Here is a 15,485-nt window from a genome sequence, read left to right as displayed (position 1 = left end):
TAGAGGTGACCCGTATTGTTCTTCTCCTTGAGCAGCCGCGCCTATTTAGAAGTGAAATGGGCGAATATCCATAAAGGCAATCCCTTATTCTACCAAACGATGCATAGCAATCCTCAATACAACCTCATATTGGTCATTGATGGACCGGTTTATCTGGAGGTGGACGGAGAGCGGACCACGTTGCAGTCGGGTGAACTCATGCTGCTGGCTCCGTGGCAGAAGCATCAAGGATGGCAGCGCATGGAGGAGCACTCCGGGTTTTTCTGGGTACAATTCACGTCGGATTCCGATATCGATCCGATCGACGACGAAGTCCGAACGGAATCGGAAATCCGCCTGCTTGCGCCCGATATGAACGATCTGCGTACCCCGTCCGGTACCCATTCGCGATTATTGATTCCGCAACGCTTTCAAACGGCGTCCAGGTTCGAGATCATGATTTTGTTCGAGAAGCTCCTTCGCGAGACGGAGCGTCCTCAAGGATATTTCAGGATTCGCGTCGCTGTGCTACTCTGGACGATCTTGGAAAAGCTGGCGGACGAGACGCTGCAGCACAGGAACATCGACTCCGCTTTGCCAGCTTCCTTCCTCACGTATCCCAGAATCGTCAATTTGCTGGAAGAGTCTTATTTTCAAGAGCGAACAAAAGACTTCTATGAAATATCGTTGAATTTAACTTACGAATACGTTAGCAACGTTTTCAAGAAATACGCCGGCATTATTTTAACGACCTATTTGCAGCTGCTTCGCATGCAACATGCCCAAAACCAGCTTCGCCAAACGACCGATTCGATCCAGCAAATCGCCCACGATGTCGGCTACGACGACCCATATTATTTTTCCAAGGTGTTCAAGAAAACGGTCGGCGTCACTCCAACGGAATATCGAAATAGAGATACGAGATCAACAAACGCTAAATTGTAAAAAAACAGCGAACTGACGAAAGCCTTCCAAATAGCGCCATTCCGTTATTTCCCGGTTTCATAGGCGATTGGTATTATCTAATCTTCCGAAGGTGTGTTATGATGGAGTGCAAAGTATAACCTGGGAGTGATAAGACCTGAGAAAACAGAAGCCGATTTCATTCGAAGAATTACTGTTAGAATTGCAAGGCAAGAAAACGGTCGAAGAAGATAATAAGCTGGTTGCTTTGGATCTCTTATTTAATGAAGGGTTCATGAGCAAGCATTCTTCTTTCAAGAGCTTCGAAGAATTTCTGCAAAAGGGCAACTTCGCCGCCAAGACGCATGAAGAAATCGACAACCTGCATGGCGAGTTATTCGACCGGCATGTCGTACGGGAAACCAGTTTCGACAACTGGCAAGCCATGCTCGATTCAGCTAAATCGGAGTATGCCGCTAAGCCATTAGCGTAAAGATAAAGGCTGTCCACGTCGATCGCGAAGACGAAGGGTAGCCTCTTTTCATTGTGCGACGAACAAAACGGGAACAACCCCCTCCGATTACCGGAGAGAGTTGATCCCTTTTTGTTGTCGAAAAATAATTATCCCAATCTTGAAGTTGGTACGAAATAACGACAACACTCTCGCGATACATAGTGTATCATAACTTCAATAGTCTTATGCGGACTTTGAATAATGATGCCCTTGCGAGGTGTATGAATGTCTCTATCTTACAATGATTCCAACTCCGTCGTTAATTATACGGACTCTTCGGCCTCCGCGAGGCTCACCAATCGGCTGAGCGGATTATTCCGCGCCCTGCCTCCCGGCAAACGGATCGTCGTGCTTTGCGTCGGGACGGACCGCAGCACGGGCGACTCTTTAGGGCCTCTCACCGGTTCTTTGCTTAGCAAATACCGTTCATCATCGTTTGACCTGTACGGCACTTTGGAAAAACCCGTTCACGCAATGAATTTAGACGATACGCTAGAGCAGCTCTACCTACGCTCCGACGATCCCTACGTCATCGGTATCGATGCCTGTCTCGGCAACGTCGGCAGCATCGGCACGGTGCAGATCGTGGACGGTCCTTTGCGTCCCGGCGCAGGCGTCAATAAATCTTTAACGCCGGTCGGCGACATCCATATCTCGGGCATCGTGAACGTAGGCGGCCTATTAGGCTACCATGTACTTCAGAATACCCGACTGCATCTCGTCATGAGCATGGCAAGCCTCATATCTCGCAGTCTTTATGTCGCCTTATCCATCAAGGCATCGGAAGATCGAGAGTTCCAAATCCCGATCGAACGCGATCGCGAAGCCACGCCTTAAGCATATCCATAGCCCATAACGCACGCTTATTCGCCGAATTCACCGCAGACATCTAGCGAGTGCAATTTGTTGCCTTCGAAGTCGAACAACGTGAGGTTTGCCCAATTGTTGGGATGCCCGACGGACCATTGCTCTTGGGAGGGTATCCATGCCGGTTCCCACCAATGAAAGCCGATGCCGAGCCCGTCGGGAGTGTCCGCGACGAGCTTCGCGAAATCCCGTAAATAAGCGGCCTGTCCTTCGACGGTTGCGGGGTAACCCTCATGCAATTGATCTTCCGATCCCACGATGAAGGAATGGCCTTTCGTCTGATCCAAGGTCCAAGGATAAGCCGTCTCCACGACGATAATCGGTTTGCCGAATCTGTCCGCCGTCGCGGTCAGGTTATCCCGCAAGTCCCGCAAAGTTCCATGCCACCAAGGATAGAAGGACTGTCCTATGACGTCGAAATCGACTTCGTGGCGTTCGAACCGTTCCAGGAATTTCAGGGTGGAGGGCCAATCCCCTCCCCGATCGATATGAATCATCAATTCAATGCCCGGATCCACCGCCCGAACAGCGGACACCCCCGCGTTAACCAGGTCCGTCAACTTCTCCCACTGGTCATCCGTGTCGTATTCCCCGTCCACTTTCCCGTCGTCCCATAACATCCCGGGCGTAATCTCATTCCCAACCTGCACCATGTCGGGTAACGTTCCTTGTTCGGCGAGAGCGCTTAATACCTCATGCGTATACCCTCGAACCGCCTCGAGCAAGCCGTCGAAATTCAGATCCTCCCACGCTTTCGGCTTCCATTGGTTCGCCGGGTCCGCCCATCGGTCCGAATAATGGAAATCAAGCAAGAAGTGCAGACCCCGCGACTTAATCCGCTTCGCCATCGCGAGTGTCCGTTCCAGATTGCAATATCCGCCTGCCGGATCGTTCCATATGCGCAAACGAATGGAGTTCACTCCGCTACGCTGTAATATATCGAGAATATCCCTTTGTTCGCCATTCTCGAAATAGGAGCCCCCGCCCGCTTCGATTTCATCCGTAAACGAGATGTCCATGCCTTTTAGAAAATGGCGCGCCATAGTTATTACCTCCGAATCTTGATGCGATGATTTTATTTTAACCTTGGGAACTCTTACTCTTTAACCGACCCCATAACGAGGCCTTTCACGAAAAACTTCTGCAGGAACGGATACACGATCAACACGGGAAGCGCCCCGATGAAGATTTGCGCGGCATTCAGCGTCTTCTGGCTAAGCAGGTCGAACTCCGTTCTGCTGAAGCTCATCGAGCTCATATCCCTCGAGATAATGACCGTCTGCAAGTAAGTCGCAAGCGGGTAGTCCTCTTTTTTGCTTAAATACAGCAAACCATCGAACCAGGAATTCCAATGCCACACCATCGCGAACAGTCCGAGCGTCGCCAATGCCGGTAGAGATAACGGCAAATAGATGCGAATCAAGATGCCGAAATGCCCCGAACCGTCGATCAGCGCCGCTTCCTCGAGTTCCTTCGGAATGCCGCGGAAAAAATTCATGAGCAGGATCGTCAGCCAAACGTTCACGATGCCGGGCAGGATGAGCACCCAGAACGAATCCATCAACCCCAACCTTTGAATCACGATATAGAAAGGAATAAGACCTCCGTTAAATACCATCGTGAAGATGAACAGCCAAGCATATACGGAGCGCCCCTTAAATTGGATGTTCTCCTTCGAAAGCGCATATGCCGCGAGGCAAGCAACGAGCAGAATGGCCAGCGTGCCTGTAATCGTCCTTTTGGCCGCAATCCATAAGGAGCTTAAGAACACGGAATTGCTTATCGTTTTCTCGTAGGCGATCGTGGAGAATTCGACGGGCCACAGCCCCACGAGGTTCGCGTCCGCCGCCGACTTGGCGCTTAACGATACCGCAAGCACGTGAACAAGCGGAACGATGCACAGGATAGCGATAAGGAGCAAGAGACAAGTGTTGAAAATGTTGAATACGCGGTACGGCGCCGTTTTGTGATACATGGGTTCGCCTCCTCCTCCTTAAAACACCCGATAATTTGCCAGCTTGTAAGCCAATCGATAAGAAACGATGATCAAGATCATGCTGATAACCGATTTAAATAACCCAACTGCAGTCGCGAAGCCGAAATCACCCTCGACGATGGCCGTTCGGTATACGAACGTATCGATAATGTCGCCTTTTTCGTAGACGAGGGAGTTGTATAGGTTGAAAATTTGGTCAAAGCCGGCGTTCAGGATGTTGCCGAGCGACAGTGTCCCTACGACGATAGCCATCGGAATGAGCGACGGAATCGTAATGTGCCGCGTTTGCTTCCAGCGCGAGGCTCCGTCTACTTCGGCTGCTTCGTATAGGGCCGGGTTAATGTTGGCTAGCGCGGCCAGAAACACGATCGTGCTGTATCCGAACTCCTTCCATACCTCAGAGACGACGACCGTGAATCGGAACCAATCTCCATCACCCAAGAAGAAAATAGGTCCTATTCCTACGACTCCGAGTATCCGGTTCACGAAACCGCCGTCCGTGGACAGAAAATTGACGAGAATGCCGCCAAGAATGACCCACGAGAGAAAATGGGGCAAATAAACGAGCGTCTGAATCGAACGATTAAGAAACCGCTGGCGCACTTCGTTCAGTAGAATCGCGAACGTGAACGGTACGATCAGGTTAAACGCGATTTTGAAAACGGCGATGACCAGCGTGTTCCAGATCACTTGAATGCTGTCTTCCCTGTCGAATAAAGCCCGGAAATGATCCAGCCCGATCCATGCCGATCCGTCGAATCCCAGCCAAGGCTTATAGTCCATGAATGCCATCGTTATGCCCGCCATCGGCAGATAGTTGAATACGACGAGAAACACTAACGCCGGCAATACCATAAGGTGAAAGGGCCATGAACGTTTGAAGTGACTCATTATGCTGCCTCCCTATGCAATATAGACGAATTATAGCAAAGCCTTTTCCGGGGCAGTATCCAACAAAACCAATATAGATGGCATTATTGCAACCACTTTGCGATAGGAGAAGGGGGTGTGGACGGGACGGGTTACTCCCATCTACCTCCTCCATGCTGCTCTAACCATAGAAAGTATGGCTACAGCTCCCCACTACCTCCTTCTTACTGCTCTAACCATAGAAAGTATGGCTACAGCTAACAGGTCCGTTGCCTATATTCGTCTCCTGTGCTCTCGCAGTCAAAAAAACCGACTTTAGCGGGGCGGCTCGGCTGCTTGTGCTCCTCCTAGTCGATAAAACCGACTATGAGGAGAGGCGTATCGGACGCTACTCTCGTAATAGCAAAAAAGGCAGCCGATAACCGGCTGCCCTCCCTTCGCGAGCGGCGAATATTTACTTCGTCGTCGCGTACCACTCGTTGACTTCCTTCGTCATTTGCTCGCCGCCGGAGGAGTTCCAGCTTGCGACGAATTTATCGAACTCGTCCAGGCCCTTCTTGCCGTAGATGATTTCATTAAACGCTTGAAGCTCGATTTTCTTCAGATAGTCCTGCTTCGATTGCATAGTTGCCGTTGCCGGGCCCGTGAACTTGTTCTTGAAGCTGATGTCGGGCTGAGACAGAAGAACCTTCGCGGCGGCCGGAGTTTCCGTGCCGTAGTTGTTCTTCACTTCTTTCTCAAGGCGGGTTTCCGGCTCTTTGCCGTCCGCTAGAGCCAGCAGCGATTTCATTTGAGCATCCGGGATGCGAGCCCCGTCCCTCACGAGCCAGTAACGGTTGATGTTCACGTCGCCGCCCGGGATTTTCTCCAGATACAACGGGTTTCCGCTGGCATCCAGATCGTAATCGTACCCTTTGAATACTCCCAGATCCCATTCGCTGCCTATGGCGGGATCCGCAAGATGATCGAACAGGTAGTTCTGGTAGGTGAACAGAGCTTCCGGTTTTTTCATGTCTTTGTTAATAAGAGTAACCGCCGTCGTGAAGTAAGTTCCGTGACGACCGGCTTTGCCATCCGGACCGGTAGGAATCGCATAAGGCTTCCACACCGCGGTCGGAACGTTCTTCGCCGTATCCACGAGCGGCCAGCCGCTCATCCAATACGGGCCTGGAATGATTCCCGCCGTACCCGCAACCGCCGGCTCGGCCGTCTTGTTCTCGTCCCATAAAGCAGCTTCCGCAGGAATGTAGCCTTTATCCCGCCATTGCTTCAGCGTGTCCAACGCTTGCTTCGCGCCGGCGTTGACCGAGCCCCATTCCAAGCTGCCGTCCGGAGTTTCGTTCCATTGTCCGGGAACGGTTCCGAATGCGCCGAAGACCCAAGATGGATCTCCCATCCAGCTATTCATCGTAGTCTTAAAGCCGATGGATAACGGAACGACTTTATCTGGAGCCAAGCCGTCGGGATTTTGGTTCCTGAATGCGTCCATGATCGTCTCCAGATCGGCAAGCGTCTTCGGACCTTCGAGATTGAGCTTATCTAGCCAGTCTTGGCGAATCCACAGCAAGTAATCGTGGTTGTATGCGTAGTCGAGAACGGGAATCCCCATTTTCTCGCCGTTGCGGATATAGGGGTTCCATACGCCGGGGTCAAGCTCCATCGCCTGCTTCCACTTGTCGTTGGCGTATTGGTCGAATAGGGAACCGACCTCGCGGAACATTCCGGTTTCGATCAGATCTTGCGCAAGCTGCACGTCTCCTATCGTAACGACGTCGGGCATTTCCTGACCGGATGACATCGACAACCGCATTTTGGTCACGAAAGCGTTGTTCGTATCCGTTACCGACCATAAAGAATTGATCTTGATGCCAAGCGTATCGAGAGCCCACTTCGTGGCTATGTTGTTCTCGATCGTCTCGCCGTTTTTGAATTTCAGCGCCGGATCGACGCCCCAGACGGTCGAGATCTCGATCGGCGGATCGTATTTGTCTTTATAAGCGCTTTCGGACTCGCTCGAAGCGGATTCCGCGGCGGAAGCCGACGACGTCGCGCTCGGGCTAGCCGAGCCTTCTTCCTTGTTGCCGTCGTTGCCGGAGCATGCCGAAACGACTACCGTTACAAGCGCGATAACAAGCGCTAGCATCCATCCTTTGTACAATCGGGCTTTCATGTTTATCCCCCTTGGAGTGTTGTATAGGTCTTCACGGTTCATTATAGGGGAGCCCGCAAAAGGAACCTATGTCGCACATCCAACATTTCTGCACCTTTGCCAACCTGTTACTGATCGCGATACTCGTTCGGCGTCATCCCGTAATGCTTCTTGAACATTTTGCTGAAATATTGGGGATTCTGGTAGCCCAGCTCCGTCGTGATTTCGTATATTTTCTTGTTCGTATGCTTGAGCAGGTACAGGGCTTTCTCCATTCGGATGCGGATGATATAGTCTCCTAGACTTTCTCCGGTCTCGATCTTATAGATTTTGGAAAGGTACACCGGATGCAGGAACACCTTGTCCGCGATCGTCTTGACCGACGTTTCGTGACCCGTATCGCCGGTTACCAGCTCCTGCACCTGCTTGACGATGTGGCTCTTCGTATAGCGATCGCTTTCGGACAGCTCCAACCGCAGCTTGTCCAGCATATCTACCGCCCAGCTCCTCAGCTTCTCCGGAGAATGGACGGAAGTCGGATCGAGCAACGGATCCAATCCCGCTTCGTTGATCTGATGGATGAATACTCCCTGCTTATGGGCGATATATAAGTAAGCGTTCGTCATGGACAGCAACGCTTCATAGAGATGCTCCCGAGTAATCGGCATCTTCTCCAGAGCGTCGAACACCTCGTTGATCTTATTCCTTGCCGCGTCCCATTGTTTGGATTCTAGCAGATGAATTAACGTCGGCGGCCGGTATAGGCTCTCCAAGGATTTGACCGAAACCTGCTCCGCCGATAGGTCTTCCTGGAAGATAACCGCCGGCGTCATGCTGCGGCCATGCTGGTATACGGTCGTGAGAGCGCTGCGGTACGCGGTGGACAGTTCGTCGGGAAACACGAACCAGTGGGTAACGACGGTCGAGATTTCCCCTTTCAGATACGTCCGAACTTGCCGGTGAAAATCTTCCACGAAAGGCTCTAATTGCGCCTTCGTCGGAATATCGCCGCCCGCGCCGGATGCGGCCTCCACTTCTTTAAGTGTAGCGAGCAGAACCAAGCAATCGTGGGGAGCCTTGCTATGCCATATCCGGTAACGCGAGGCGAATACTTCCTCCGCGATGTTGCCGACCGCGTATTCCATTAGGGCAAAGGAATGCGCGTCGTAGTTCGCGAATTGCTTGCCTAATTGAACGAGCATCATGAACGACATGTCGCCGACCTTAAGCGGAATCTCGTACTGCTTCAGCTTGCCTTCGATCGAGCCGCGGGAGCCCTGCTTGCCGAGCGCCAGATCGCGCATCAGATTATCCTTCAGCGCCGAGCGGTCCGTCTTCATCGCGTAGACCATCCGATGCACTTCGTCGGCTTCCGCCCACTCGTCCCGCAGAGAGTCTACCGCGTTCGCCACGCTCGTCATGAACTCCTCGTCGTCGACCGGCTTCAGAATATAATCGAATACCTGAAGCTGAATGGCCCGCTTCGCGTATTCGAAGTCGGAATGGCCCGTCAGCAGCATGCAGCGGATGTTCGGCCAGCGCCGGGTTACTTCTTGGACTAGCTGGAGGCCGTCCATCTCGGGCATTCGAATATCGGTAACGACGATATCTATGTCCTGCTCGTCGAGAATGCGCAATGCTTCTTCGCCCGACGAAGCCCTGAACACCGAGCCTGCGTTCAATTGCTCCCAGGGGATGGTCATGTACAAGCTTTCCGTGACGTAAGATTCGTCGTCGACCAACAGAATCTCGATCATGCCTCATCGCCCGCTTCCGTCGTTTCTTTGTATTGCCAATGCAGAATGACTTTTAAGCCGCCCAGTTCCGACTGCTCTATGCTCACGCCCGCGTTTTCTCCATACCGGAGCTGTAGCCGTTGGTTCACGTTCCACAGCCCGCATCCCGTTTTCTCCGTCATCGGTTCGGACAAGCTTAGCTCAAGCTCTCTGCGCGCGGCCTCGTCCAATCCTTTGCCGTTATCGTCCACGACGATTCGGAACCAGCCTCCGTCGTCCGATACCGCGACGCGAATAATGCCTTCTCCAGCTTTCTCTTCGATTCCGTGCAAGACGGCGTTCTCCACGAGCGGCTGCACGATAAGCGGGGGAATATCGATCTTTCTCAAGCGCGGCGGCAGCTCCACGGCGAACTCGAGACGATTTCTTCTCAACTTCTGGATTTCCAAGTAGCTGCCCACGAATTCAAGCTCGTCCGATAGGGATACGAAATCCCGCTCCTGCCTGGTCGTATAGCGATAATAGCTGGACAAATTCTGCGACATCGCCACGACCGCCTCGTGGTTTTTCATTTTCGCCATACTGGAAATGAAAGAAAAGCAGTTGTAGAAGAAATGCGGGTTGATCTGCGACTGCAGCTGCTTAAGCCTGGCTTCCCGAACATGGATTTGCTCCAAATACACCTTCTCGAAAAGCTCTTGGATTTGCGTCACCATCGAATTGAAGCGCATGAACACGAAGCTGAATTCGTTATTGCCTTTCGGCTTCAGCCGAACGGAATAATCCTCGTACTTAAGCTTCTGGAAGCTGCCGACGAGCTGTTTAAGCGGAGATTGTACCTGGGCATAGAGCACGTAAGCGAGCACGCAGCTCATAAGCAGCAACGAACCTACGGAAATATAGAATAGCCTGTTGGATTGCACAATCGGACCAACGACTTCGGATAACGGAATATAGTCGAGCAAGTACCACTCCGTCGTATTGGACCGCTGAGTGTTGACCAAATATTCGATGCCGTCCAGCTTTACGGTCTGATTGATGACGTCTATCGCGTTAAGCGCTTCCAACTTCGCCACGAGCTGCTCGGCTATCTCGCGATCGGCCGTGCTGTTGTAAATAACGCCGGTCTCCTTCTTGTAGAAAAAAGGATCCCGCCGGCCGTCGCTCTTGAACTTGTCCAGCATTCCCACGATATTGCGGCTATCGAACCTGACTTCGATGATCAAGTTGGCCGTCTCGGGCCGATCGAACGAAATATACGGAGCAACCGTGAACAGCGAGAACAGGAATTGTCCGTTGCCGTCCGGCTTGACCTGCCAGCCTTGCTTCATTCGTTGCTTCAGCTCCGAGTCGTCGTACGCCCTCACGTCGTTCGAGGACACGACCCGATTAAGGACCGGGGAATAGATGAACAGCGAGCTGCTCCAATTCGAGGAATTCTCCTGTATGCTAAGCTTGCGTTGAATCCGATTGACGAGCGTGATGAGTTCGAGCGGCAAAGACGGACCGGGGTTGACGAACGTGTCCCGAAGCTCGGAGATGTCCGGGTCGTGGATCAACAAATTCGGCCATAAGGAAATAGACTCTATGTTCGTATTCACTTGGCTCTGAAAGAAGACGAGACGGTTCGTATTGGAGTCGTTTAATTCATCCCGAAGAACCTCCGTGCTCGTCCGATTGGAGAGAAAATATAGCCCCATGATAGGGACGAGCATGATCGCGAGGATGACAACGATTTTGGTGAACAGATTGATCTTCGGCATAGTCGGCCCCGTCTTCGTTCCGTATTGGTAAAGCAGCAAAGAGGTTGCCCGGACGACCGGGACAACCTCCAGTTTAAATGATTCTATTATATCGTCCTAACGCCGATCCAGATAGGATATAAACGCAACAATTTCGCACTTCTCGCAAGAATATCCGAACGATCGGACCTATTCCATAACGCTAAGCAAACGAGACAGAAGAACTGCCGCCTCGGCCCGGGTAGCCGTAGATCGCGGCGAGAACCTTTCGTTTCCTTGCCCTTGCATGAGGCCTAAAGCAAGAACTTGCTTGATCGAAGCGTTCGCCCAAATGGAGATGTTATCCGCATCCTTGAAGCTTACGTCTTCTGCTTGCGCGACATCGACGGCGATAGCGGCATCCCCTTCGTTCAGGTAACGGTGTGCCCGAATAGCCATGACCGCCATCTCCTCCCGGCTGATGGTAACGCTTGGTCCGAAGCTTCCCGCACCGATGCCACTAACTATATTCGCCGAATATGCGACAGCTATCGATTCAGCGTACCACGCTGCCGGCTTAACGTCACCGAATGGCTGGGCCACGTCGGAGGCATCAACTTGCTTAAGCCTCAATGCTCGCGCAAGCATGGCCGTGAATTCAGCCCGCGTAATCTTCCTCGCCGGATCGAAGCGACCCGCTGCCGTTCCGTTCACGTACAGCTTAGAAGCCATCGTATCCACAGCGGCGAATGCCCAATGCGTAGACGGCACATCGGAGAAAGGAATTTTCAGCTCGAGAGCCGCATAGCGGCTGAAATGATACGTTTGGGCCGTGAGAATGCCGTCTTTCCATACCCCGCCGACGTACTCGAGAGAACCGTCATTCGCGACGTAATAAATACCGATTTTGGCCGGATCGATGTCGACTTCCGTCTTGAATCGAAGCACGATCGCTTCATCGAATTCGGTAATCTCCGCGTTCGTTCCGTCGCTGCCGACCAAGGAGAGCCCCAGATCGAAGGCATCGCCTTTCGTCGCTATGTCCCCGTTCGAACGCTCCTTGGCGCGGGTTAACCACTCCCCTGCCGGATCAAGCGGTGTCAGTTTGACCGATACGTAACCCTCTTTCGAACCTGCCTTCGTCTCCAATGCCGCGAATACGGAGGCCGGAATGTCAATAGAAAGCTTTTTGTTACCGATAGTCAGCACTCGTTTACTCAAACCTTCGAGCAAAGAAACAGGTAAGCGTACTTCCGTCACCCCGGAAGGCAGTTCAACGATCGAATGCCCATTCGCTCCACTTGATAGTTGTTCGGGCTTAAGCGTGATGAACGACTCGATCGGCGTGCTTCCGCCGCCTACGAACACATAGCCCGGCTCTGCCAGCGTCTTCGCTTGCGCGGACGGTCCGTCGGAGGTCCAGATCGACGAATCCGAGCTGGCTTCCACCTTGAACGAATACGAAGTATTCGGCGTTAAACCCGTAATGACTTTGCTGGTACCCGTTGCTGTAGTCAGTAGCGCTCCATCACGATAGATTTTGAAATCTCCCGTGGATTCCGATTCGGCTAATCCCGCCCAACTGAGCTTTAGGCTATCCTTCGTGATATCGGATACCGTCAAGCTAGCGGCCGAAGTCCATTCCGGAACGGATACTTGCTTGAAAAATTCCAAGTCGTCGATATAGCCCCAAGCATCGGCTGCTCCTTCGACTTCAATGCCGATAGACGCTTGGCCGTTCGTCACGTGAATATTCTCGATAACGCTCGAATGCCAATTGTTCCACCCCGTGTTAATCACCGGCTCGCTCGTCTGCCTATCTGCGCCGTAACTCTCGGCGAAAAGGCGGATCGTAGATGGACTGTCTGCAGGGTCTTCTCCGGATACATGCGCTTTTAACGTATAAACGCCATCGTGCAGTCCTGCAACGGTTTGCGACAGCTTAAAGGCAAAATCGGAACCATACCAATAGTTCAAAGCGCGTTGGCCGCTGCCCGCATTGCCGGCATTAGTCTCGACCTTAGTCGCCGCTATATCGCCCGTTATGGTCCAATCGTTAGCTGTCGTCGCGGCTTCGAATCCCGGATTCTTCAGCATATTTTTATAGGAAGTCACCGTGATGTCGATGCGTGCGGTCATTCCCGTGTCCGCAACCGTACCTGTTACCGTAAACGTACCGATGCGACTGAGTCGGTCTTGTTCAATAGATTGCCATGTTACCGTGCTCTGCTCGATGCTCCCTTCGTTGAACAACACTCCTGCCGTAGTTGGAAGAAGATCCGATACGGTTTGCGCTAGCTCGTTCGCCGGTACGGTAATACCATCCACGGGCATGACCTTAACGGCTGCTCTGGCCGGCAATTCACCCGCGTTGAAACCGAATGCGTTCAGCGAAGGGAGCGCGTTGCCTTGAAAATCGAACATCGCTTGATTATCCCATGCATTTCCCTCTTTGGTTTTCCATCCGGCTTGATAATCGCCGTTCGCATCCTTCCCTACGGGGATCCAAGCCGGCTCCCAATAGAATGCTCCCGCGCCTTTACCGTCAACCGTATGGGCTAGCGTGTTTAATACCATCGTAAAGGAATCGGCCTGCCCTTGAGGCGTTGCCGGAAACCCGGCTTTCTCCGCTTCGCCGGCATTCGCGATGTTCCCCCAGCCGTCCCCGTTCGCCAAAGTAAACGGATGGGCAGTTTCAACGACGATCAGCTCTTTACCGAATCGAACGGCCAAGTCGTTCAGATTGTCTTTCAATTGCTTAAAAGTGCCATGCCAGTAAGGGTAGAAGGAAAGTCCAATGACATCGTAATCAACGTTTCGTGCCTTCATGGCATCGAAGAAGCTGCGGAACTGTCCGTTGTCTCCGCCTTCGGCCAGATGAATCATCGTCTTGACGTCATGTCCGGCCGGCGTCGTGTCCCGAACGGCTTTAATGCCCGAACTCAATAATCGGGCCAGCTTATCGTAATTGGTGATCGCACCGTCCGGCAGCATCATGCCGGGGTTGATCTCGTTGCCGATCTGAACCATGTCCGGATAGGCGTTCACTGCTTTAAGCGCGTTCATGACATCGGCGGTATAGTCATATAAAGCCTCGTTCAGCTCCGCATCGTGCAGGTTTTCCCACGCGGCCGGCTTCACCTGATTACCCGGATCGGTCCAGAAATCCGAGTAGTGGAAATCGAGGAGCAGCTTCAACCCGGCATCCTTTACCCGCTTGGCGAGCTCGACCGTATGCGCTTTATCGTTATATCCTTCCGCTTGAACAGGATTGTTCCATATCCGTAAACGGATGTAATTTACGCCTTTATCCTTTAAGATCGCAAGCAGGTCCCTCTCGACTCCGTTGTCGAAATATTTGCCCCCTGCATCCTCGATTGCCTGCAAAGTGGAAATGTCGGCGCCTTTTACGAAATCGTCCGAAGCCACGTCGGCAGTCCGTATATCAATCTCCGGTCCGTCATTGCTCCATAAGGAGGAAGAATTGCCTGCTTCAATACGGAACGTATAAGGCGTTCCAGGCGATAGATCGGTCATTTGGTACGTGCTTCCCGTTACCGATGCTTTCAAGACATTATTCCGGTAAATTCGATAGCTCGTCACGCCGTCATTATCGGAAGCCCCCGACCAATCCAGCACGACTCCTCTCGAAGTTAGCGATGATGCGGTAACATAAGCATCATCCGTCCATGAAGGAGCGGTTGCCGAGGAGGTTGCCGTCGTAATTGTCGTTGATGGCCCCCCTATGGTCCACTGACTATTATCGAAGCTTGCTTCTACGTTAAACGTATATTGCGTTTCAGGGGACAATCCATCGATATCTAACGTAGTATTCGTAGTCGTTGCTTGAACCACGCCGTTCTTGTAGACGTTATAAGTCACGCTGGTCGATTCGTTAACCCTCGACCAGTCAAGCCTAACGGAACTGGCGCTATAGTGTGTGGCTTCTAAAGCCGAATCGGCTCTCCATGTCGGCTTGGGGTCCAATTTGTATAACCAAACATCGTCGAGAACTCCCCAATCTCCCGCATTGCCGGTAACTTCCATCCCGATAACTGCCGTTTCGTTAGTCACCGAAATATCATTAAGAGAGGTTTCTCTCCAATTTTGCCAACCGGCATGCGTCGAGGATACGCTTTTTTTGGTATCCCCATGATCGCGGATGTACAACCGGAATTGGCCTGCATTTCCCATTTCGGAGACTCCCAGCTTGTAATGTCCCGGTGTGAGACCCGATATCGTTTTTTCAATTTTAAAGCTATAGGCACTTGAAGCATAATGCTCAAGAACTCTACCGGGATGCCCGCTATCCGTCGAATCCTTGATAGCTCCGCCCGTTCCCGAATATACCCAGTCGGTAATATCGGTAAAATCCCACGACTCCTCGAAGCCCGGGTTGGAAACGAGATTATCCGAAGCCGCCTCCGCCGTTCGAGGAGCTAGCCCCGCCGTCGAAGCTATTGTGACGAATGTAAGCACGACAGCCAGCATCGCCGACAACCCTTTTCTCCAAATCAATCTTCTTCTCTCCATCTTCATACAACCTCCCATTGTGCAGGCGGCTTCTTTTCCACTTTTTTTCTCTATGTCACTATTGTAGAAAAGGACTACGAGGGAAAATAGGATAGGGTACGAACATTTCTGCACCTTTCGCAAGCATTTTGTTCGAGCGGCCATCCTCGCGGATCATTCTATTTCCTACCTCATCGGGCGTTGCCGCAGGAGTAAAAAATACAATGAAAGGTGTAGC

General features: G+C 52.1%; 10 protein-coding genes. 3 read left to right on the top strand and 7 right to left on the bottom strand.

Annotated features, from left to right (window positions below):
- Positions 1-15: 15 nt before the first annotated feature.
- From DFP95_RS08035 to yyaC, 3 genes are all read left to right on the top strand, one after another.
- Positions 16-924 (top strand): AraC family transcriptional regulator, encoded by a 909-nt coding sequence (locus DFP95_RS08035; RefSeq protein WP_115992079.1) that lies wholly within the window; start codon positions 16-18, stop codon positions 922-924.
- A gap of 154 nt (positions 925-1,078) precedes the next feature.
- Positions 1,079-1,375, top strand: a complete 297-nt coding sequence (locus tag DFP95_RS08030) for a hypothetical protein (protein WP_181907329.1) — start codon at positions 1,079-1,081, stop codon at positions 1,373-1,375.
- 246 nt (positions 1,376-1,621) lie between these two features.
- The gene (yyaC, locus tag DFP95_RS08025; RefSeq protein ID WP_115992077.1) at positions 1,622-2,233 is read left to right on the top strand and encodes a spore protease YyaC; all 612 of its coding nucleotides are present in this window, start codon (positions 1,622-1,624) and stop codon (positions 2,231-2,233) included.
- A 26-nt stretch (positions 2,234-2,259) separates the two neighbouring features.
- Here yyaC and DFP95_RS08020 read toward each other — a convergent pair whose 3' ends face one another.
- The 7 genes from DFP95_RS08020 to DFP95_RS07990 all read right to left on the bottom strand — a co-directional run bounded on the left by DFP95_RS08020 (position 2,260) and on the right by DFP95_RS07990 (position 15,268).
- On the bottom strand, positions 2,260-3,306 hold the full coding sequence (locus DFP95_RS08020) for a glycoside hydrolase family 53 protein (protein WP_115992076.1): 1,047 nt from the start codon (positions 3,304-3,306) through the stop codon (positions 2,260-2,262).
- Between the two features lie 53 nt (positions 3,307-3,359).
- Entirely contained in the window at positions 3,360-4,238 is an 879-nt protein-coding gene (locus DFP95_RS08015; RefSeq protein WP_115992075.1) for a carbohydrate ABC transporter permease, read from the bottom strand.
- Positions 4,239-4,256: 18 nt separating this feature from the next.
- The gene (locus tag DFP95_RS08010) at positions 4,257-5,150 is read right to left on the bottom strand and encodes an ABC transporter permease (RefSeq protein WP_115992074.1); all 894 of its coding nucleotides are present in this window, start codon (positions 5,148-5,150) and stop codon (positions 4,257-4,259) included.
- A 433-nt stretch (positions 5,151-5,583) separates the two neighbouring features.
- The gene (locus DFP95_RS08005) at positions 5,584-7,299 is read right to left on the bottom strand and encodes a type 2 periplasmic-binding domain-containing protein (RefSeq protein ID WP_115992073.1); all 1,716 of its coding nucleotides are present in this window, start codon (positions 7,297-7,299) and stop codon (positions 5,584-5,586) included.
- Between the two features lie 107 nt (positions 7,300-7,406).
- Positions 7,407-9,035 (bottom strand): response regulator, encoded by a 1,629-nt coding sequence (locus tag DFP95_RS08000; RefSeq protein WP_115992072.1) that lies wholly within the window; start codon positions 9,033-9,035, stop codon positions 7,407-7,409.
- Positions 9,032-10,777 carry a sensor histidine kinase gene (locus tag DFP95_RS07995; protein WP_115992287.1) on the bottom strand — a complete coding sequence of 582 codons (1,746 nt, stop codon included), beginning with the start codon at positions 10,775-10,777 and terminating at the stop codon, positions 9,032-9,034. Before DFP95_RS07995 ends, DFP95_RS08000 begins: the two co-directional genes overlap by 4 nt.
- A 168-nt stretch (positions 10,778-10,945) precedes the next feature.
- Positions 10,946-15,268, bottom strand: coding sequence for a glycosyl hydrolase 53 family protein (locus tag DFP95_RS07990; protein ID WP_181907317.1), 4,323 nt, complete (start codon positions 15,266-15,268; stop codon positions 10,946-10,948).
- Between the last annotated feature and the right edge of the window lie 217 nt (positions 15,269-15,485).

Source organism: Cohnella lupini, assembly GCF_003386205.1.
GTDB classification, from domain to species: Bacteria; Bacillota; Bacilli; order Paenibacillales; family Paenibacillaceae; genus Cohnella; species Cohnella lupini.
Note: the sequence above shows the minus strand (reverse complement) of the source record. Positions and strands in the feature narration are given on the sequence as shown.